Source organism: Saprospiraceae bacterium (assembly GCA_016712145.1).
Classification (GTDB): domain Bacteria; phylum Bacteroidota; class Bacteroidia; order Chitinophagales; family Saprospiraceae; genus Vicinibacter.
Window position 1 is genome coordinate 2,565,047 of sequence record JADJRO010000001.1, and the last position, 22,752, is coordinate 2,587,798.

At 35.8% G+C, this 22,752-nt stretch carries 12 protein-coding genes; 2 read left to right on the forward strand and 10 right to left on the reverse strand.

What is annotated here, in order from left to right:
- Positions 1–21: 21 nt before the first annotated feature.
- The 3 genes from IPK91_10545 to IPK91_10555 all read right to left on the reverse strand — a co-directional run bounded on the left by IPK91_10545 (position 22) and on the right by IPK91_10555 (position 6,939).
- On the reverse strand, positions 22–5,127 hold the full coding sequence (locus IPK91_10545; protein ID MBK8297694.1) for an AAA family ATPase: 5,106 nt from the start codon (positions 5,125–5,127) through the stop codon (positions 22–24).
- Positions 5,128–5,134: 7 nt separating this feature from the next.
- The gene (locus IPK91_10550) at positions 5,135–5,989 is read right to left on the reverse strand and encodes a class I SAM-dependent methyltransferase (GenBank protein MBK8297695.1); all 855 of its coding nucleotides are present in this window, start codon (positions 5,987–5,989) and stop codon (positions 5,135–5,137) included.
- 65 nt (positions 5,990–6,054) lie between these two features.
- A complete protein-coding gene (locus IPK91_10555; protein MBK8297696.1) occupies positions 6,055–6,939 on the reverse strand; it encodes a YitT family protein in 885 nt (294 codons plus the stop codon).
- A 109-nt stretch (positions 6,940–7,048) separates the two neighbouring features.
- Between IPK91_10555 and IPK91_10560 the strand changes: the two genes are divergently transcribed.
- Positions 7,049–7,888: a formate/nitrite transporter family protein gene (locus IPK91_10560; protein ID MBK8297697.1), complete on the forward strand. Its 840-nt coding sequence runs from the start codon at positions 7,049–7,051 to the stop codon at positions 7,886–7,888.
- Between the two features lie 78 nt (positions 7,889–7,966).
- On the opposite strand, the gene IPK91_10565 is transcribed toward IPK91_10560, so the two are convergent.
- Positions 7,967–8,176: an alkylphosphonate utilization protein gene (locus IPK91_10565; protein MBK8297698.1), complete on the reverse strand. Its 210-nt coding sequence runs from the start codon at positions 8,174–8,176 to the stop codon at positions 7,967–7,969.
- A gap of 94 nt (positions 8,177–8,270) precedes the next feature.
- The gene (clpB, locus tag IPK91_10570; GenBank protein MBK8297699.1) at positions 8,271–10,994 is read right to left on the reverse strand and encodes an ATP-dependent chaperone ClpB; all 2,724 of its coding nucleotides are present in this window, start codon (positions 10,992–10,994) and stop codon (positions 8,271–8,273) included.
- 402 nt (positions 10,995–11,396) lie between these two features.
- On the opposite strand from clpB, the gene IPK91_10575 reads away from it, so the two are divergent.
- Positions 11,397–11,666, forward strand: coding sequence for a zinc ribbon domain-containing protein (locus IPK91_10575; GenBank protein ID MBK8297700.1), 270 nt, complete (start codon positions 11,397–11,399; stop codon positions 11,664–11,666).
- A gap of 288 nt (positions 11,667–11,954) precedes the next feature.
- Here IPK91_10575 and IPK91_10580 read toward each other — a convergent pair whose 3' ends face one another.
- The 5 genes from IPK91_10580 to IPK91_10600 form a co-directional block, all read right to left on the reverse strand.
- Complete coding sequence (locus IPK91_10580) at positions 11,955–15,302, reverse strand: isoleucine--tRNA ligase (GenBank protein ID MBK8297701.1); 3,348 nt, start codon at positions 15,300–15,302, stop codon at positions 11,955–11,957.
- 136 nt (positions 15,303–15,438) lie between these two features.
- Positions 15,439–16,497, reverse strand: a complete 1,059-nt coding sequence (porQ, locus tag IPK91_10585; GenBank protein MBK8297702.1) for a type IX secretion system protein PorQ — start codon at positions 16,495–16,497, stop codon at positions 15,439–15,441.
- On the reverse strand, positions 16,467–17,084 hold the full coding sequence (locus tag IPK91_10590; GenBank protein MBK8297703.1) for a toxin-antitoxin system YwqK family antitoxin: 618 nt from the start codon (positions 17,082–17,084) through the stop codon (positions 16,467–16,469). The genes porQ and IPK91_10590 overlap by 31 nt, the downstream gene beginning before the upstream one ends.
- A gap of 43 nt (positions 17,085–17,127) precedes the next feature.
- Positions 17,128–19,800, reverse strand: a complete 2,673-nt coding sequence (locus IPK91_10595; protein MBK8297704.1) for a T9SS type A sorting domain-containing protein — start codon at positions 19,798–19,800, stop codon at positions 17,128–17,130.
- Positions 19,785–22,682 carry a T9SS type A sorting domain-containing protein gene (locus IPK91_10600; GenBank protein ID MBK8297705.1) on the reverse strand — a complete coding sequence of 966 codons (2,898 nt, stop codon included), beginning with the start codon at positions 22,680–22,682 and terminating at the stop codon, positions 19,785–19,787. Before IPK91_10600 ends, IPK91_10595 begins: the two co-directional genes overlap by 16 nt.
- Positions 22,683–22,752: the final 70 nt, after the last annotated feature.

Sequence of the window (22,752 nt, forward strand, 5' to 3'; positions counted from 1 at the left end):
TATCTAATTCATCCTTGTATTTTACTTTAATTTTTCCACGATGGGTGCATTCAAATTGATTTTTAACCAGGTCGTACGTTGTAGATGAAATATTAATTTTCCGGGTTCACCCACACTTTGCATTCTGGATGCCGTGTTGACGGAATCTCCCCAGATATCGTATGCAAATTTATAAAGACCCACAACACCAGCCACAACAGGCCCTGTATGGAGTCCAATCCGAATTTGGCAGTAGGGTAAATTTTGAAGTTCCCTTTGATGGTTATATTCCTTTACAAATTCTAGAATTTCAATGGCTGCTTTTATTGCATTTGCAGCATGCTCTTCATTGAAACGGGGTAAACCACTTACGCACATGTAAGCATCTCCCATCGTTTTAATTTTTTCGATTTTATATTTTTCAATGATTTTATCAAAACCTTTATAATGATGATCCACAATTTCAACAATTTCTTCCGGAGTCAATTTTTCAGACATCATGGTAAATTTTTCAAAATCGGTAAACATGATGGTTACGCTTTCATGACGACGGGGTTTAGATTTTCCATTATTTTTTAATTCTGCAACAATTTCATCAGGTAAAATATTTAAAATGAGAGACTCACTTTTTTGCTTTTCATCTTCGAGCAGCACTTTTTGTTTTTCAATAGTAGAAGTACGCTCCAATACTTTTTGTTCCAAATTTTGATATAACTGTGCATTTTCAATGGAAACTGCAATTTGCCCGCTGAGTAAATTTAGAATTTCCATACGATTTCGAGTAAATGCATGTGTGCTTGCAGCATTATCCAAATAAAGAATTGCCGTCATTTCCCCTTTACTCATAATTGGAAAACATAAAACGGATTTTGATTTTAAATGAATGAGATCCTTATCACTTGAATAAAGTGGATCTTGCCTTACATCATCAATGCTAATGGGAGTTCGTGTGTTGTGTACTTTTCGAACAATAGCATGTGAAACATCCCTGACTTCGTCAAGTGGAATTGACTTAATAAGGCACACATTGTTGTTTTCCAGTTTGCTATTCGCATCCTGAAATATTTTATTTTCTCTTGGACGCAGCAGATACCCATTTTGTGCACCAGCATTTTCAATTACAATCAACAATAGTTTTTCCAGTAATTTTTCAAGCACCACTTCTTCAGAAAGCGAAGCGGCAGCTCTTAAAACACTTTGTAGATCAAGAGAACTTGAGCTGATTGGTTTTTTAGCAGCATCTTTTGTAGCAGTTTTGGCTTCAAGAAACGAATATCTTCTTTGAAGAGAATGTACTTTTGCCAGTGCACCCCAATCCTGATATTCCAGAACTGCAAAATTTAAATTTCGCTCTGCTAATTCTGTTTCTTTTTCTCGTTCATACATTGCCGCTATCCGCTCATATATAAGGGCGGTCATGTATTTCATACCGGCATTTTGAGAAGACACCAAGGCTTTATTGAAATTTTGTTTTGCTTCTGTTTTATTATTTTTGAGTAATTGAAACTCAGCCAGGGCAAGTAAATATTTTGATTCGTAATTAAAAGGAGATTCGTGTGCCCAAACTTCAAGCAATTTAAAAGATTGTTTAAATGCTTTTAATTGGGCTTTGCTTAAGGGATGCCCTTCTAATTGAATAGCTAATGAAGATAAACAATTTATAATAAAATGTTCCGGCCATTCCGGAAGACCCAAGACAGCAGGCAAATGAGGTACTGAACGTTCGGTGAAAGCCAATGCTTGCTTGTAGTCAGCTAAAATATAAAAGTAAAATGATTTTGCTATTGTATAATTTACAAGAGTCAAAGGAATATTTTTTTCCATGAGCAATTGCTCATAAAAAGCATCCTGTGCTTTATCATCAACCCAATCCCCAAAAACGGATTTAGTGGCTGGTTTTTGGAGTAAGTCTGTTGTTATTCGCATCCAGGCCATCATTTGATGCAACGAAATCAGCGATTGAATTTTGTTGGCAAATTGCATGTAGCCAAGCATTTTTTCATAGACACTGTCTAAAGCTTCGCCCATTAAAAATTGCGCTCGATTTAAAAAGGTAATGGCATAACCGGCATAGATGATATCATTGGATTCAACTCCTACTTGATGCGCTTCACGCAAATTTTGCAAATATTTTGAAAATGGCAATTGCCAATGGGCTACACAACCTTCAGCAATTACCAGTACTTTGGATCGTAAGGTTTTGTCATTGAATTTTTCATTCAGGGTCATCCCTAGTTTCGCAAAGTCGTAACCAGATTTATAATCTTTTAATTGCGCGCTGATAACATAACCATAAAATGCAAATGCCAATGAAGATTCAACTGAATTGCCATATCGGATGGAAAGATTTACCATCCGCAAAATTTTAAAGGCCAATAAATTTTGTCGTTGCAATAAATAAACAGGACCCCATAAATTCATGAGAATTTTCATCATCATGATTTTTTCAGGAGATTCCATATTCTTATTAAACAGTAAATCAGAAGTAGATTTATTGCGCAATAAAAATTTCACCGTAAGCAGTTCCTTCATTACCGTTAGCGGACCTGCATTGAGTGGCAGGTGCATTCCCAATAATTTTAATCCTTGCTGTGCTGCTTCCAAAGCTTTTTCATGGCGTTGTGTGTTTTCATAGAGCGCCATTTTTCTACAAAGAATGTCAGCTTGATTTAATTTAGAATCAGAATTAATCAGGGCTTTATTAAACAATTCCTCTGAAGCAAAGTAATTTCCTAATAAATACTCGCTTTCGGACCGACCTATCAATAAATTTTTAAACAATTCAGAATTTTGGTCATCATTCATTAATTCCATGCCGATAGCATAGTGATTTAATGCAGGGCGAATTGCGTTATTCCGAAATGCCTTTTTGGCAGCTCTTAAATTTAGACCGGCCAGTTCCTGAATTTCATTTTTGGATACAATAAGATCCCGGCCAATATTTATATGATTGATAACGTCAAATAAATTTTCTTCAAATTCTTCTTCAGGCATTTTCACTAAGAGCGTACGACCGATCCGGAGGTGTGTTGCATGTTTTTCAGATTCAGGAATCATTGCATATGCAGCTTGCTGAATCCGGTCATGTTGAAATCGAAATGAGAAATTTGTTTTGGAATTTTCAGCTAATGCAAAATCCTTCCATAACTGGTTGCTGTGATATTTTCTCCATTGTCCAACCGGATTTATAAAATCTGCTTCAACAATTTCCCAAAGCAATTCTGCAACGTCACTTTCTGGCATATCAGAAATTATAACCAGCGTATCAAAATCAAAAGAATTGCCTATAGACGCTGCAAGACAAATTACATCCTGGGCTGGTTCGCTTAATTTTTTAAGTTTAGTAAGAATTAAGTCAACAACGTATTCAGTTATATCAAGAGATTGGATTGATTTTAGTTCCCAGAGCCAAGTCCTGATGTTGCGATCGTAGTAGATTCTTTTTTCATCTACCATTTTTTCCATAAACTGCCGGATGAAAAATGGATTTCCCCGGGTTTTACTTAGAATGGCTTTTGATAACTCCTCTGTAATTTTTGTATTTAAATGCAATGAATCTGCAATTAAATTATTTACATCAAATGGAGAAAGATCTGTCAAATGCAAGGTGATAATTTGCTTTTTGTAATCTTTTTCCAGAATTTTTAAGGTCATCATTAATGGATGTGATTCATCCACTTCATTGTCACGATAGGCACCTATTACAAGGATATTTTTCAGCGAACTGTTTAAAATATGCTGAATAAGTTCTAAGGATCCGGAATCTGCCCATTGCAAATCGTCTATAAAAAGAGCCAGGGTCCGATTTTCGTTTTCAAGTATATTTAAAAATTGAACGAAGGCATTGTAAAAACGCTTTTTTCCTTCAGCATGACTAATTTCATAAATTGCTTCTTGATTTTCAACCAGAATGCCCAATTCAGGAATCACTCCCAACAATAAGCCTACATGATCACCCAAACTTTCTTTAATTGCATTTCTCCACAATGCGATTTGTTCGTCTTGTTCGGAAAGCAATTGTTGGATAAAACCATTGAAGGCCATTCCAAAAGCGCTGTAAGGAGTTTCACGATTAAACTGATCAAACTTTCCACTGATAAAATAGCCGTTTGATTCAAGAACCGGTTTGCGTATTTCATTAATTAACCGCGTTTTACCAATTCCGGAATAACCAGAAACTAAAAATAATTCAAGTTTATTTTCTTTGATTTGGTCCCATGCAGAAATCAATTGTTTTAGTTCTTGATTTCTACCATACATTTTTTCTGAGAGACTAAAAATACTGGATTGATCTTTTTCACCAAGACCAAAAGGTTTTATACTTCCATGCAATTGCCAATCCTGGATGCAATGCTCAAGATCTTCTAAAATGCCCTCTTCGCTTTGATAACGATCTTCTGCATTTTTGGACATTAATTTCATGACGACGTCATTTATCGGACCCGGGATGCTTTGTTGAATTACTTTTGGTTCAACCGGATTTTTAGCAATGTGCGCATGAATTAATTCCAGACTGTCGGTGTAATTAAAAGGTTTTCGCCAGCATAAAAGTTGATAGAGGATAACTCCTAATGAATAAAAATCTGAACGATAATCAACGGTACGTCCTATGCGTCCGGTTTGTTCTGGGGCAACGTGCCAAAGTGGACCGTAATAATTAAACTCCGAATTGTATTCGATGCGTTCCCTGCTTAATTTACTGCAAGAACCCATACAACAAATTCTCATTTCCTGGCTTTCAGGTGAAATAAGAATATTTTCAATCGTAAATTCCTTTACAATTATTTTTTTATTGTGTAATTCTTTTAAAAGCGAAGTAATCCGAATGGCGAGTTGAAGAAATAAGGGGATGCTAAATTCTTTATTTGTCAAATAACTTTCTAATGGGATTCCATCAAAATATTCTTTGTAAATGATAAATCCGGATTCCGAACGAACCATTTCAATTGCTTTCAAAGCAGAGCTTGAACTCAATTCATGAGCCAGTTCGTAGTCGTTTTTAAGATAGACCATATCATCCAAAGAAGGGATTGATTCTTTTAGAACCTGAGCAAACACTTTTAACTCAAATCCCGGTGGTTTGAATTCATAAAATTTACAATTATAGGTTTCGAATTTGGGATTGCTTGGTAAACTAAACGATGCCATGTTGCATTTAATTTTTAACAAATTTCATCACACGATAATCCCACAATTTATTTTGTAAGCTTATATATTGATAATAGGTTGACCATACATTTCTTCCCTGTGATTTTTTTCGAAGACCAAACATTCTTAAAAATCCGTGACAAATGAGTCCTGGAAAAAAACAATAATAGAGCCTACGGGCAGTTTTTTGGATTGCCTGACTGATATTGTTGTTTTCAACAAGTTTCAGGCCAATATTTTCAGCATCCTGAATAAAATTTTCAAAATTGGAAAAAGAGGGAACAGCCCAGGATTCAGCCCATTTGGCCATGAGGTTTTGTTCATGCGGGTTCATATCGGATTTTGACTCAAAAAAGTCAGCAACCACCAAATACCCGCCTGGTTTTAAAAGACGATGTGCTTCACGAAAAAAGGATTTTTTGTCAAAGGCATGGCAAATGCTTTCTATGCCATAGACCCCATCGAACGTGGCCGACCCAAAAGACGTGTTACAAAAATCTTGAACAGAGAAATCAACGGAACCAATCAAATTTTTAGATCCGGATTTAGTTTTAGCGGTATTAATTTGTTTTTCACTTAATGAGATTCCATGGACTGTGCATTTACAGAGGGAACTTGCATACATGGCCGTTCCGCCAATGCCGCAACCGGCATCGAGGTATGTATTTCCTGGTTTCAGATTCAGAATGCCCAAAACATAATCATTCATATTGCGAAGTGCTTCCCGGAGCAAGCGGGTATCTTCTTTCCAAAAGCCATAGTGCAAGGCAGATTGCTCTCCTAAATGCCAAAGCAGTTTGTAGTCACTTTCGCATTCATCGTAATACTTGATAATATCCTGATTGGTAATCGTAAGCGGCATAGGTTTTGTAAAAGTAATAAAATATTACAGGAAATGAGATCCGTTAGCAGCAGGATATTGATTAATTATCTTTTTAACTTTTGTTTAATTACACCCCCTTTGACTTCCTTAATCGAGGAGATATATAAAAACGCATTCGGATCAATTTCCAGAATGGCCGTTTTGATGCGGTGAATTTCGAGTCTTGTTAAAATGGTGACGATGATTTCACAGTCGTATTTGATATCAAAACTTCCTGGCAAGTAACCTCGTTCTCCTTTATAAACTGAAATAGCTTTGTCAAAATCTTTTACAATGCAGGATTTAATTTCTGCGTCTTTTGCCGAAATTATAGTCATGGCTGTATATTCTTCAAAGCCATCCACTACATAGTCCGATGTTTTCATTGCAGTGAAATACGTTAAAATGGAATACATGCCAACTTCAATTCCAAATGTAAATGCTGCAGCAAGTATAATAGCAGAATTAATAAACATGACAATTTCGCTGGTTGAAAGTCCTAATTTTTTATTGGTGTAATCTGCAATAATCTCCATCCCATCAATGACCCCGCCTGCTTTTATAACAAATCCAATTCCCAGGCCTATAAAAAAGCCACCAAACAGTGCAATGAGTACTTTGTCGTGTGTAATGGGTTGAATTTCTATAAAGTTTATACAAAATACCATGAGTAAGATGGCCATGGAAGTTTGAATGGCAAAGGTTTTGCCAATTTTCTTGTAACCGATATAAACAAAAGGGATATTTAATAAAATCAGGAAAATACTAATATCCAAATGAAACCATTCATGTAATAGTATGGATAATCCGGTAACGCCTCCATCCAAAAAACGGTTGGGAATCATAAATCCTTTGAATGCTATTGCAGCGAGGAATACACCCAATGCCATAAACAACAAGGAATGCAGGGAGAAAATGCGTTTCCAATCTATGTTTTCAGCATGAGCCATAATCTGAATCGTTTTAAATTAATATTCGTGTAAATTTAGCTTTGATTTTCTTTATCATCCAAATGAATGCACGTTTGATGTGTACAAAATGAGGAATAAATAAGTAGCTATGAAAGAAATTTATGGTTTTGATGCATTTTCACCAAAGGAAATTGCCGAGCGTGTTGAAAATTTAGGAGTTGTTAAAGCAAGACTTCCTTTAGTTTCGATGATGATGTTAGGCATTCTGGCAGGTGCCTTTATTGGTTTGGGAGCCATGTTTTATATACTCATATTATCAGATCCTGCTATAAGTTTTGGAATTGCTCGACTCCTTTCCGGCCTTGTTTTTTCATTGGGTTTGATTCTGGTGATTGTTGCCGGTGCTGAGTTGTTTACTGGAAACAATTTGCTGGTTATGGCATGGGCAGATGGGAAACTAAGCATGAAAGAGTTGCTGCGTAATTGGGCAATCGTCTGTTTATCAAATTTTGTCGGGGCCTGCGGATTGGCTTGTTTGGTTTATTTGTCTAAGCACCCACAGATGAATGAAGGGGCGATTGGTCAATTATACGTAAAAATTGCAATAACAAAATGCAGCATTTCATTTCAACAGGCATTTTTTAGTGGGATGCTTTGCAATGTACTGGTTTGTTTGGCTGTTTGGATGGCCATGGCCGGAAGAAGTATCATCGATAAAATTTTTGTAATTGTTTTTCCGGTTACAACATTTGTTGCGTGTGGATATGAACACAGCATTGCCAATATGTATTTGATTCCTATGGGCATGTTAATTAAAGAATCCTATCATGATTTATCAAATACAGATGTAATATCCTGGTATGGTTTTGCAAAAAATTTAATTCCGGTAATTTTAGGAAATCTTACTGGTGGAAGTGTGATTGTTGCATTGATTTACTACTTAATCTATAGAAGAAATGCCACGAATGCACAAATGAAAGACGAATAAATTTTATTACCCATTACCATTCGTCCTTAATTCGTGCATTCGTGGCAACTCTTTGTATTCATTCGAGGCGATAAAAATTTACTTATTCTTCTGGTAACAAGTTTTTAAAACCAGTACGCTGCCTTCTACTTTGCCTTCTATGACATCCGGATCATCTGTCAGACGGATGTTTTTTACAACTGTACCTCGTTTTAGATCTTTTGAAAATCCTTTTACTTTTAAATTTTGAATTAGTAAAATAGCATCGCCGTTTTGAAGAATATTTCCGTTGCTATCTTTTGTTTCCATCACTATTAATTTTAAAATTATTATTGAAACGGCGAAGGTATTAAAACAAAATTTAATACCTTATAATAACTATTTAATAGTTGATTGAACCAGTTTAATTTTCAGAAGATTTATTTTTTAAATTTTTAGTTGAATCTTCCACTTCTTTAGCAGCTTTTGTTAATTCATTAATTCTTTTCTGACGATCGGATGGAATTTCAATGACTGAACCGGAAGATTTTCCATTAAACGTGAAGCCCTTATTGTCTGTATCTAAATGAATGATACCGTCTTGTATTAAATCACCTGAAAGCAATAGTTTTGCCAACTCATTGATAACTTCTTTTTGGATAACCCGTTTCAGTGGTCTGGCACCGAATTGTGGCTCATATCCTAAATCAGCCAATAAACTTAGTGCTTTATCGCTTGCTTCAAATGTGATACCCTGGTTTAATAGATTTTTGGTTAAACTTTTTAATTGAATTCCTGCGATCGTTTTTATTTCTACTTTATTGAGTGGTAAAAACATAATTTTATCATCAATTCTATTTAGAAATTCTGGTCTTAGATTTTCTTTCAATTTTTCAAACACTTCCAATTTAGTTGTCTCAAGAATTTCCGAACGGTGTTTATCGCCTAAGGATTCGAGGTCTTCAAAATTTTCCAAAATCAAATCAGAACCCATGTTACTGGTCATGATGATGATGGTATTTTTAAAGTTTGCAACCCGCCCTTTGTTGTCTGTCAGTCGACCGTCATCCAATACTTGTAATAAGATATTAAAGGTATCCGGATGTGCTTTTTCAATTTCATCAAGCAAAATAATGGAATAGGGTTTAACGCGAACCGCTTCAGTCAATTGACCGCCTTCATCATACCCAACATATCCCGGTGGCGCGCCGACCAAGCGGGAAACGGCATGTGCTTCCATAAATTCACTCATATCGATGCGAGTCATTGCTTTTTCATCATCAAACATTACTTCAGCCAATGCTTTGGCCAATTCGGTTTTTCCAACCCCGGTTGGTCCTAAAAAGATAAATGAACCGATCGGACGGTTTGGATCTTGTAATCCAGCACGGGAGCGACGTACTGCATCTGCAACTGCAGTAACTGCTTCTTTTTGTCCAATCACCCGTTTTGCCAACTCATCTTCCAAATGAAGCAATTTTTCTTTCTCACTCTGCATCATTTTTGTAAGCGGTATTCCAGTCCATTTGCTTACGACCACCGCGATATCATTCGCAGTTACGGTATCTGAAGTAAAGCGGCTCCCTTCGGGTAATGCATTTAATTTATCATCGGCTTCTTTTAATTGTTTTTCCTGTTCCTTTAGATCTCCATATTTTAATTTTGCAACTAAGCCAAAATCACTTTCACGTTCAGCTTTATCAGCCTGAACATTTAACTCATCCATTTTCTTTTTTATGGATTGAATATGATCTACAATTTCTTTTTCAGTTTTCCAGGCAGCTTTTAAAGATTCAAGATGTTCTTTTGCATTCGCCAATTGAGCTTCGATCAATTTTACTTTTTTATCATCTTTTTCGCGTTTAACAGCTTCGCGTTCGATTTCAAGTTGACGCACTTTGCGTTCTTTTTCATCGATTTCATCCGGTACACTGTCTAATTCCAAACGCAAACGGGCAGCGGCTTCATCGATCAGGTCAATGGCTTTATCTGGTAATTGGCGATCAGAAATGTAACGATGGGATAATTCAGCTGCAGCAATTAAAGCTTCATCCTTAATTGCAATTTTATGAAATACCTCGTATTTATCCTGAACGCCCCGAAGTATTGAAATGGTATCTTCAACGGAGGGTTCATCTATGAGTACCGTTTGAAAACGTCTGACAAGTGCTTTGTCATTTTCAAAATATTTTTGGTATTCGTCCAGGGTTGTTGCACCAATAGTATGTAAATCACCCCGGGCAAGAGCTGGCTTTAAAATATTGGCCGCATCCATAGCACCTTGACCGCCACCTGCACCAATGAGTGTATGAATTTCATCAATAAACAAGATGATATTGCCATTGGATTCGTTGACTTCTTTTATAACGGCCTTGAGCCGTTCTTCAAATTCACCTTTGTATTTAGCACCTGCGATCAATGCAGATAAATCCAAAGAGAATATTTTTTTAGTTCGCAAATTTTCCGGTACATCGTTTTTAACTATACGCCAGGCGATGCCTTCTACGATGGCTGTTTTTCCAACACCAGATTCTCCTATTAGAATGGGATTGTTTTTCTTCCGCCTTGATAGAATGTGCAGGATTCTACGAATCTCTTCATCCCGTCCGACGATTGGATCGAGTTTTCCGCTTTCTGCTGCTGCATTAAAATTGAAAGCATATTTATTTAAGGCGTTGAATGATTCATCGCCGCCACTGTCTTTGATATTTTTTCCTTTTCGCAATTCAAGGACTGCAGCTTTGAGTGCATCGTAATTTATTTGATTGTTTTTTAGAATTTTGGATGCCGCATCGTTGGATTTTAAAATCGCCAATAACATGGAGTCCAATGAAATGTATTCATCTCCAAATTCCTTGCTGATGTTTTTTGCATTTAATAAAATCGCATTGGCTTCACTGGATAAATATTGTTTTTCTGCATTTTGAACTCTTGGAATTTTTCGAATTTCAGTATCCAGTTCAAATTTGATTTTTTGAAGGTTGGCTCCCAATTTGCCAATCATAAATTCAACCAGTTTTTCATCTGTTTCGATGATGGCTTTTGCCAGATGCGAACTATCAACTACCTGTTGATCTAAACCTGCAGCGATTTGCTGTGCTTTAAGAATGGCATCTTGGGCTTTTATTGTAAAATTTTCGTATGTCATAATTTATTTAATTAATAGGTATACATCAAATCCTTTTCCAAAGCTGAATAAATGCCAATTTAGCAGAATTTCGGTCGAAATGACTTATAATTTGATTTAATTTCTGACAAAAAGTCTAAAATAGTAAAAACTTAGCTGCGTAGTGTTTTTATGGAAATAGAAAGTGAATTTTTATATCAGGAATTCGGTGGAACAGAATCTAATGAAGAACCTTATATTGCAAGGAACCAGCTTTTAATTCAGCCACTTTTTAATCTGAAGTTTAAGACATCCTGTTGAAATATTTAATTTGGATAGTCCTATGTAATTCTTTTTTGAACAAGGAGAAACAATAGTGAATCGGTGCACGGCAATTCAAAACGTATTATATTTGGTATATTAAATTGAGTAAACTTTATTAAAATGGATCAAACGTATAAAAACTGTCAGAGTTGTGGAATGCCATTAAAAAAATCACCCAATGGAGGTGGAAGCAATGCAGATAAAAGTATCAGCACAAAATACTGTGCGTATTGTTATGAAAATGGGAAATTTAAACAAGCGGATTGGACTGCAACTCAAATGCAGGAATTTGCAACCGGTAAATTAAAAGAAATGGGTTTTCCCGGATTTATAGCGAGATTATTTACGAAAGGTATTCCAAATTTGGAGCGGTGGAAGAATAAAGTATGATTAAAAAGTCCATTTGAAATATTAGACGAAAAGCACGAATGCTTTATAATATAAAAACCAAGGTGCAATTATATCAGGTAGCTAATTCTAGATAAATTAAATGATTCCAGTGTGAAGTTAAATTGGTCAAACCTTATAAGCCAAATTTTGACCTCCAATTTGCGCACTCCAGTCAGATCATTCGTAGTTATTAAAAATTAATTGGTTTTGCATCTATGTAAAGATACCTCAAAGAGAACATTTGCTGCTTTATGGCGAGAGTTCGTGCTCAATTAAATGTTACTTTTATTAGATTGCAATTACATGAATTTGATATCCTATTTTCTCATCCTCCAACCAATCAAAATGTTCAATAAATTGTTCATTAGAGATTTCAATAGCGTTTGCAAGCACTTCACTGCTTATTAATTCTTTAAATAAGTTCAAAGAGTTTATAATGTCTTTATGTTCTTGAAGTTTGATTTCAATTTTATCAGTGACATTAAAATTTTTATCTTTTCGTAAATTCTGTATCCGATTGATCAACTCCCTTGCATTGCCTTCAGAAATTAATTCGTCACTTAAATTGATATCTAGTGCTACGGTCAATTCACCATCATGACTTACCAGCCATCCTGGAATGTCTTCAGATAATATTTCTACATCTTCTTTTGAAATTAAATACGGCTGATTGTCAATATCGAGTTTGACATTTAAATCTTTTTCCAGTTGTGAAATCTCTTCTTCATTAAAATTTTGAATAAGCTCTGCCGCTTCTTTCATGTGCTTACCAAGTTTTTTACCCAGTGTTCTGAAGTTGGGCTTTGTTTTTTTCTTTACTAAACCGGCATCACCTGAAATGTAATTGACTTCTTTAACGTTTACTTCTGATTTAATAATTTCTTCTACCAATTGAAGATCTGATTTCATCGAATCTTCTAATACCGGTACTAAAATTTGTTTTAAAGGTTGACGCACTCTGATTTTTTGAGCCTTCCGTAAAGAAAGAACCTGTGAGCAAATGCGTTGAGCGATGTCCATGCGTCGCTCAAGATCTGGTTGTTTTAATGATAAGTCCGCATTCGGTAGGTCTGTCAGATGAACAGATTCTTTAGCTTTAACGGATCCAATAAATCCGGCAATCAAATTTTTATAAAGCCAATCAGAGAAAAACGGCGCCAGGGATGAAATTAAAATGGATGTATTAAAAAGACATTCGTACAAGGTTTCAAATGCAGCTTGTTTGTCACCCGAGGATTCAGATTTCCAATAACGGCGACGGGATAATCGCACAAACCAATTGGAGAGGTCGTTGGAGACAAAACTTTCTATAACGCGTGCTGCTTGTGTTGGTTCGAAATCATCCATATACTCCCGATACAAAATGATTACGGATTGTAATCGCGAAATAATCCATTGATCCATTTCTGAGCGAATTGACAGGGGCAATGCTTTTGATGCATCGTATTGAAACTGATCGATGTTGGCATAAATAGCAAAAAAGGAATAGGTATTATAAAGCGTTCCAAAAAATTTATTGCGAACTTCCGTAATACCATCCAAATCAAATTTTAAATTTTCCCAAGGATCTGCATTGCTGATTAAATACCATCGCGTTGCATCTGCGCCGTATTGATTTAAAGTTAAAAAGGGATCTACTACATTTCCTTTTCGCTTGGACATTTTTTCACCATTCTTGTCCAATACCAGTCCATTGGAAACAACGGCTTTATAAGCTACACTATCAAATACCATGGTTGATATGGCATGCAAGGTGTAAAACCAACCACGCGTTTGGTCAACGCCTTCGGCAATAAAATCAGCAGGAAACAAACCGTCTAAAGATTTATTTGAAAACGGATAATGGATTTGAGCATAGGGCATAGAACCCGAATCAAACCATACATCAATTAAATCCAATTCACGCGTTAGTTTTTCTTTTCCATCCGGACTCGATAAAATGAGTTCATCGATATAAGGTCGATGGATGTCTTTTGGTAACATTTGATTTAGTCCAAATGCTTTATTTGCCAGTTCAATTTCAGCTTGTAATTCTTGTAAGGATCCGATGCATTTTTCAATTGTATTTTCCGCATTTCTCCAAATGGGTAATGGGATTCCCCAATACCTTGAACGGGAAAGATTCCAATCCTGAAGATTTTCCAACCAATTTCCAAAACGTCCGGTTCCCGTTGCTGCGGGCTTCCACTTTATGGTGTTGTTTAATGCAATCAAGCGATCCTTAACAGCAGTGACCCGAATAAACCAACTGTCTAATGGATAATACAAGATTGGTTTGTCTGTACGCCAACAATGTGGATAATTGTGTTGATATTTTTGTGAATTGAATAACTTGCCTTCCTTTTTTAATTTGATAACGAGTCGTTCGTCAACCGATAAATATTTTTCAAGTCCAAGTCGGATTTTTTCTTTGGCTTTTTCTTCCGGACTGAGATAATCTTCTTTTACATATTCACCGGCAAAATCATACACTTCTTTTGTAAAACGACCTTGCTTATCTACCAAAGTTAAGGTACCCATGCTGTATTTTTTTGCAACCCGCATATCATCCGCACCAAAAGAGGGAGCAATGTGAACGATACCAGTTCCATCTTCAGTAGAAACAAAATCTCCTAATAGAATTTTGTAAGCATCTCCTTCTTCTGGTATAGCATAATCAAATAATGCTTCATACCGAATGCCTTCTAATTGTTTTCCCTTAATTTCAGAAATGAGAATTTTAAAATGAATTTTTTTATCCTCATTCGCTGGAAGTAGTTGATCAAATACTTCATGTTCTGGTTTAAACCATTTATAGACTAGATCCTTTGCAAGTAAAATTCTATTTAATTCGTGTGTATATGGATTATGACATTCGACAATAGTGTAAGTAATTGTTTCTCCTACTGCCAATGCAGTATTACTGGGTAAGGTCCATGGCGTAGTGGTCCAGGCTGCAACTAAAATACCTGGAACATTTAGAACTGCTTGTTGAGCCGCATTATAGGATTCAGGTTTTAATTTAAACAAAGCAACCGCAGAAACATCTTTGACTTCACGATACGCACCGGGTTGATTTAATTCATGCGAACTGAGTCCGGTACCAGCTGCTGGTGAAAAAGGTTGAATGGTATAGCCTTTGTATAAAAACCCCTTCTTATAGATTTCTTTTAAAAGATACCAAACAGATTCAATGTATTCGTTTTCAAAAGTGATGTAGGGATGATCCAGATCAACCCAATATCCCATTTTCCGAGTGACATCATCCCATTCATTTTTAAAACGCATGACGGTTTCCCGGCATTTATGGTTGTAATCATCAATGGAGATTTTTACTCCGATATCTTCTTTAGTAATTCCAAGTTCTTTTTCTACACTGAGTTCGATAGGTAAACCGTGGGTATCCCAGCCACCTTTTCGATGCACTTTTTTACCTTTTAGGGTCTGATATCTACAAAAAAGGTCTTTTACAGCACGCGACATCACGTGATGAATACCAGGTTTGCCATTGGCTGAGGGTGGTCCTTCGTAGAACACAAAGGAATCCTGACCTTCCCTGTTTTCAATACTTTTCTTAAAAATGTCGTTTTCCTGCCAATACGCCAGGATTTCTCGGTCAATTTCCGGCAAATTCAAACCTTTTACTTCCTTATAGATCATTATGGACAATTAGTCCGCAAAGATAAAAATTAGAAGAAGGGATTTGAGAATTTGAAGTTTAAAGCTGGATCATTATACAGAATGTGCATCTTAAATTAAAGAAAAACGATCCCATTATTGAAGGGAACCAGCGTTAAAGCTCTTTTTTAACAAAGGAATTCAGGTTTGTACTGATTGTAATTTGACTGGTACCACCTGCCAAATGGTAAACGGCATACGAATAGTCAAACTTAAATTTATAGATTTTAATTCCAAAGCCTGCAGAAAGTCCTGAGAAGCTTCTATAATCAGTTACAGAAAGGTCGCTTTTGCGAAGGTGATTGTAACCCAGACGTAAGGAGAAATTTTCCTTTTTGCCGACATTCAATTCAGCACCAATCACAACATGTCTCAACATCGTTCCGAGCGCTTTTTCAAAGGGCTTGTCTTTTGTAACATCTCCAAATAAGTTGGAATTGTCATTGAGATCCGGATCATCATAACGCACATTCCATTTTTCCAAATGTTGAAGGCTGATGTGATAAATCAATGGAAGATGTTTTAATTTTTTGGCAAATCCCAATTGAATTTCAAAGGGAAGGTTTTCAGATTCGTTATTGTATTTACTCAATTGGAAGCCGGCATTTTTAAATAATAAGGTCAGCGTATAATTTTTTTCAGGATTAAAATAATTGACTCCTGAATTAAATGCCAAACCACTGGAAGTGTAAACATCTAAATTTGAAAAGATCATTTGCATATTAAGGCCCACACTCAATCGTTCCTTTATGATTTTAGATGCCCCAATATAAAAATCAGTTTCTTTGGCTTTGAATGATCCTAAGGAATTTCCATACACATCGGTTCGATTTAAGTCCCCATGATTAATGTAGTGAACACCCAGTTGAAAATTTAAATCCGGTTTAGCTGCATGATAAGAATAAGCTGCATGTCCATTTGAAATATCAGCAAAATAAAATTGATGGGCGAAATAAATTTTCCCACTCATTTCTTTGGTTAACGTAGAAGGATTATAAAAAGCAATACCCGGATCGTTTGCTCTCCATGCGATCGGCATTCCTCCAAGTGCTGCAATTCGTGCTCCGGAAGATAAATTAAGAAACTGAAAAATCTGCCTGCCGCCTGTTTGAGAACAAAGTGACTGGATGAATATTAAGAAGACTATTGAACAGCCGTAGTATCTTTTGCCCATTTTGTAAAACATTTGCCAAGTTCGCAATTCATTATTTTTATTAAAGTGCCTGTTGTATCATAGAGCTTTAATTCACCATCCTCAACAGCGCCATCAGATTGTTTATAATTGCCTTCTGCTTTTAATTTTCCATTCTCATGGTATTCCACAAACGGTCCATCTTCCACATTATCTGCAAACCTAACAATTTCTTTTAATTGGCCGCTGGGATAATATACTTTTACGTCTCCAGCCATGATGTCATTGGTATAGTTTGCTTCAATTTGCAGACTTCCATTCGGGTGATACGCTTTAAAGGGGCCCTCGTATTTATCATCTACACGAGTTTCTTCGCTTTCCAGTTTTCCTTCCCGATATAGTTTTCGAATGCCATTTAATTTACCATTTGTGTAGGTAGCTGATTCAAGCAACCTGCCATCATCATCGTATTTTTCATAAAGGCCTTCTTTTAATTCCTTCCCTTCAATAACTTTATAACTGTATTTTTCAATCAGCTTGCCAGCCGCATTTTTATTTTCAACAGTTTTCAGTTGCTTGCAGGATATCGAAAGCAGTAAGGTGAGTATGAAAATGACAGGGAACTTCATGGGCTTTTAACGAATCATTAGATTAAAAATTGTAAGCTGTGGCTTAATACCAAAGAAATTTAATAACTTTTTGTTGGTTCCCTGATTGAATGCAAATAAAATAGATACCAGCAGGTAAATTCCGGACATCCAGCTTTGATTGAATTTGTTTTTCAGTAAATTGCTTTAGCAGACAACTATGGTTATATACATCCTTAATTGAAATAGTAAGGTTTTCATTGGTTTTTGATTGCAGTTCTATATAAATTAGTTTCTCATATGGATTTGCTACGAGTTTTATCAATTCAAACCCATAATTTTCATCTAAAGCAGTCACTTCTTTAACAACAAAAGGTCCAAATTCTTTCACGCATAAATTTGCATCCGTCACTTCCACATAATAGGTCCCTGCGCTTATCAATTCAATGGGATTGGATGTCATTCCATTCGACCAATTGTACTGATAGGGATTTATGCCTCCAGAATTAACCAGTTCTATTTTTCCATTATTTAATCCTGAGCTTGCTGGACTTATTACAGCTTGATCTAAAACGATTTCATATGGTTGTAAAATGGTAAATTCCTGTTCAATTGTATTATGTAATTGGTCTGTAATGTTTACTTGATAGTTGCCTGCTGTTAATTGTTTGACGGTGCTGGTAGTATCCTGATTGTTCCACAGGTAACGATAGGGAGGCTGGCCTCCTTCGGTTTTAATTTGTATGGAGCCAGTAGCTTCTCCATAACACCTTACATGCTTTAACTCGCTAGATGCTATTGATAAGATGCCGGGTTTAAAAATAAATACGGGTGTACAGATCGTATTGTTGCCACATTCATTTTCAACTTTAAGGCAGATATTGTATTCTCCATAATTTTGATAGCTGTGTTTGGGATTTGGTTCAAAAGAATGATGACCGTCCTCAAAATCCCAATAAAATTGATCTGGTAATCCAGAAGATGTATTAATTAACTCGATTTCAAGATTGTCTGTTTTAGATATAAAATCAGCAATTGGTTTTGTTTTTTCAAGAAGCTTGATGCCCGCTTTATTGGTGCAATGATTAACACTATTGGTAATTTCCAACTCATAATTTCCAGCTTTTGAAACCCTGACTAACAAACTATCTAACGGACCATTAATCAGACCATTTGTTGTGCTCCATCGATACAAAAAATTTGCCCCAGTTGATGAAGCAGAAGCATCCAGCTGGGTCTGTGTTATAAAACAACTCAAAGTATCTGGATTTTGAATTGTGATGCTTGGAATTACTTGATCTACACTTAACTGAAAACTGTCTTCATTTATACAGGAAGTAAGGGTATCCTTAACTGATAAAATATAGTGTCCACTTTTTGCAACCAGAATAAAACTATCCTTGGAATGAAAAGCAGAATCCTCTAAATTTTTCCAATTGTATTTTACGCTTGTTGCAAGTCCTTTACTTTGAAGTTTTGAATTTTTAATTTTACAATTAAGAATTGAATCTCCGATAATATTTAAAATCGGTTTAATCGTTTGTGGGACATATGTTTTTAGAGAATCTCTGCAATTATTGACATCTAAAAGTTGAACTGGATACGTTTTTCCACCAATTAGATTTTGAAACAGTGCTTTATTTTGATATCCATTCCCGATATCGTATTTATAGGGAGGCGTTCCTCCTTGTGCAAGCAATTGAATGCTGCCGGTTGTTGTTTCACAAATGTCGGGAGTTGTTATTGCCGAGAAATTTATAGCGGAAGTTTGATTTATTACATAAAAACCGGTAACACTACAACCCACATGATCCGTCACAGTCACTTTATAGGGACCTGCACTTAATTGATCTATTTTTGAAGTGGAATTTCCATTTGACCAGGAATATGAATAGGGTGCAACACCATATCTGGATTGTATTTCAATAGATCCTGTATTGTCACCATAACATTTAACATGATTTAATTTATTACTAGAAATTTCAAGCATTTTTGGTGGAGCAATGATGATCCAGGGACCAAAATTTTTATAATAACCGTTATCGTCAGTAATGGTAACTTGATAGCTGCCAGGACCTAAATCTTCCAAATTGCGACTTGTTTGTCCATTGCTCCAGTTAAATTTAAGATTCCCAAAACCACCGATCGTGTTTAGGTTAATTTTTCCATTAAATCCACAAAAACAATGCGTAAGATTTGCGGTAGCATTTAATTTAAAACTATATCGAATCCAATTCTCTACTTCGAGATAGGTTTGTGTTTTTATTTCCCAAACTCTTTTATCCGGTGAAATGGTATAGAGTAAGGGATAATAAATCACATTGTAATCTGCAATCACATTGGAACCATTTGTCGGACTTAAATTGGCAATGGTATAAGGCATGCCTGTTACAAAATCTCCTTGAGACAAGTAATTACAATTTGCAGGACCAAATAAGCATTCTGTATTGGTGGCATAATCAGCTTCCATAAAAATGACGGTGGTTTCGGAAGCATAATTGTTATAGATGTCACGCATTACATGGCTTTGATGAAAATCCCAGCAATAGTGACACCAGGTTACACCAAATTCAACTACAGCTGATTTGTTGGAACCCATTTTTGAATATAAATTATAGCTATTATTATGGACATCGGTTAAACTAAAATCTGCAGCAACTGATCCGTTGTTGAGTTGTGCGTTTAAGCCAAATCCTGAAATCCAACTTATCAATAAACCAAGAAATAAATATTTTAATTTAGTTATAGCAAAAGCCATTTTATTGTTTTTTTAGTTTGCGCAAGATGTAATTCAACAAAATAAATGCCTTTTGGTAAATCAGCCGTTTCCAGTTCTATTGTAAGATGTTTAGCAGTAAGTTTTCTATTCCATATACTTTGTCCAAACAAGTTCAATAAATTGAGTTGAAGATATTGTTCGTTTTTTAAATCAAGATGTATGAATCCTTTTCCATTTGCCGGATTAGGTGTACAGCTAAATTGTTTAATTTCATCTGTGTAGTTTAATGCAGTAAGTTCTTTAATTACAAAGGGTCCAATTTGTTTAACACATGCATTTGCATCGGTGATTGTTGTGATGTATTCTCCAGGATCCAAAAGACTGATTGGATTTCCAAGCATTCCGTTAGACCAGTTATATTGAAATGGTGCTGTACCACCAGTTAGTTCAAGATGGATACTTCCAGTAGCCTGACCGGATGTTGCGTGTGTAATTTCAATTTTATCTATTTTTAATTCTTCTGCCTGGTGAATAATAAATTCTTTTTCAACCGTATTATTCAACTGGTCTGTAATTTTTACAGAATAAGTTCCGGCAGGTACATTCGTTAAATCCTTCGTAGTTTGGAATGTGTTCCAGAGATAATTATAAGGAGGCGAACCACCCTCCATTGAAATTGAAATAGATCCCGTTGAGTCGCCATAGCATTTAATGTTCTGAATATCAAATGAACGAATTGTCAATAGCCCTGAAACACCGAGATTGATTTTTCTACAGAAACGATTTGAACCACAATCATTTTCAATCTCCAGGCAAACGGTATATTCACCATAGTCCGGATATACATGAATGGGATTCTGAATATCTGAAACACTTCCATCGCCAAAAGTCCATTTGTATGTATCTGGAAATCCGGAAGATTCATTTATAAAAAACACGGTATGATCCAGAATGGATTGTGAAAATCCAGCAATTGGTATTGACTTTTGATGTACTGTTGTAGATTTTTCGTTCGAACAAAAGTTGCGTGTATTTTTTATTTGAAGCAAGTAATTGCCAGCTTTATTAATAAGGGGTTGTAGGGTATTTTCACCACGTAGAATATTTCCATCAGCTGTAATCCAAACAAACTCAAATTCAGGACCTTGAGAAGATGCCCCAGCATCTATGGTGGTTTCCAATATTTTGCAGCTTAGATCTTGTTTTAATTCAGTAATAACTTCTGGAATTTTCTGGTCAGAAATAATGCTTAAGGTATCTCTGCTAAAACATGAATTCGTTGTGTCCAGTACATTAAAAATATAAGTTCCGGGAGATGAAACTGAAATCCTTGGTTTGTTTTCATAAAATAAACTGTCTTCAAGTTTATTCCAATGTATACGGATGGAATCAGAACGACTCATACCAGATAATTCGATAGAAATTGTTTTACAATTTAGAACCAAATCACCTTTTACGGAAATATCAGGGTATATTCTATTATTGAGAATGTAAACAGAATCTTCTGCGATGCAGCCATTAATCAGATCAAGTACTTTTAAATTATAAATACCGGGTTCAAAAATATAGGGTATTAAGGATTCTTTATTTCGAATTGGTTTGTTGTCTGCATTGGTCCACAAGTAGTTAAAGTTTACTCCTCTACTGGATGCATTGGCATTAAGTGCTAACGAATCTTGTTTGCAATCTAAAGCAATTGAATCTCCTGCTTCTGCTTTTGGTTTTTTAGTTTGTTCAATACTTACTTTTGAAATTTCAGTACAGGCATTGTTATCTGTAACGGTGACAGTATAATCTTTTGCTCCGGATAAATTGGAAAAAAGGGAAACAGTCTGAGGGCCATTTCCAATATCATAAACATACGGAGCGACTCCTCCATTGGCTTTTGCCAAAATGCTACCATTATGTTGTTCGCATTCATCCTTAGTCCCGGATGTACTCAAAAACAGATCATTGGGCTGTTGGACCGTATATGATTTTGTTCGGCTGCATCCTACGATGTCTGTAATGGTTAAGTTATAAATACCTGCTTTTAATGAATTCAAATCTTCTGTACTGCTTCCATTTGACCAATTGTATTGATAAGGGGGAGTTCCGTAAGAAACATCCAAATCAATTTTACCATTTAATTCATTGAAACATTGCACATGTGAAATTTCCAATTTTGTGACATCAACTTTTTTTGGTGCAGCATTAATCGTCCAGGGACCAAATTTTTTAAAGAAGGTATTTTCATCAGAAATGGTAACAGAATAAGTGCCTGCAGCTATTAAGTTTAAATCTTTAGTGGTGGCTCCATTGCTCCATTTATAACTGAGATTTCCATACCCTTCTTTTACGTCTAGTTCTATTTTTCCATTGTCTCCACAATTACAATGGGATACAGTAGCCGTTGCACTTAATTTAAAACTCTTAGTCAACCAACTCACAAATGAATCGTAGGTTCTGGTTTTTACTTCCCAGATTCTCTTATCAGGGGAAATAGCAAAAAGTGTAGGATAATATGTAACTCCAAAATTATCTTTTACATTGGGTCCATTGCTTGCAGACAAATCGCACATTTGGAATGGAGAACCCTCCACCCAATTTCCTTGTGTAGATTTATTGCAATTGTTAGGACCATACAAGCAAGGCGTGTTGGTTGCAAAATCAGCCTCCAGGAACAAGACCGTAACTTCTGAAGGAAAATTGTTGTAAAGATCCGCATAAATGTGGTCTTGATGAACTCCCCAGCAATAGGCACACCAGGTAGCAGCAAAATGAAGGCAAGCTGCTTTATTTGAACCCATTTTAGAATACAGGTTATAGCTTTGTCCGTTAAGGTCAGTTACTGTAAAGTCTGGCGCAATACTCCCATTGGGAAGCTGAGAAAAAGACTTATATCCAACTAAGAGGAATAGTAATATATAGACATTCCGCATTTGTAATAGGCAATTATACCTTGAGCAATACCCAAAAGCTAACAAATTTAAGAAATTAAAGAATAAATGC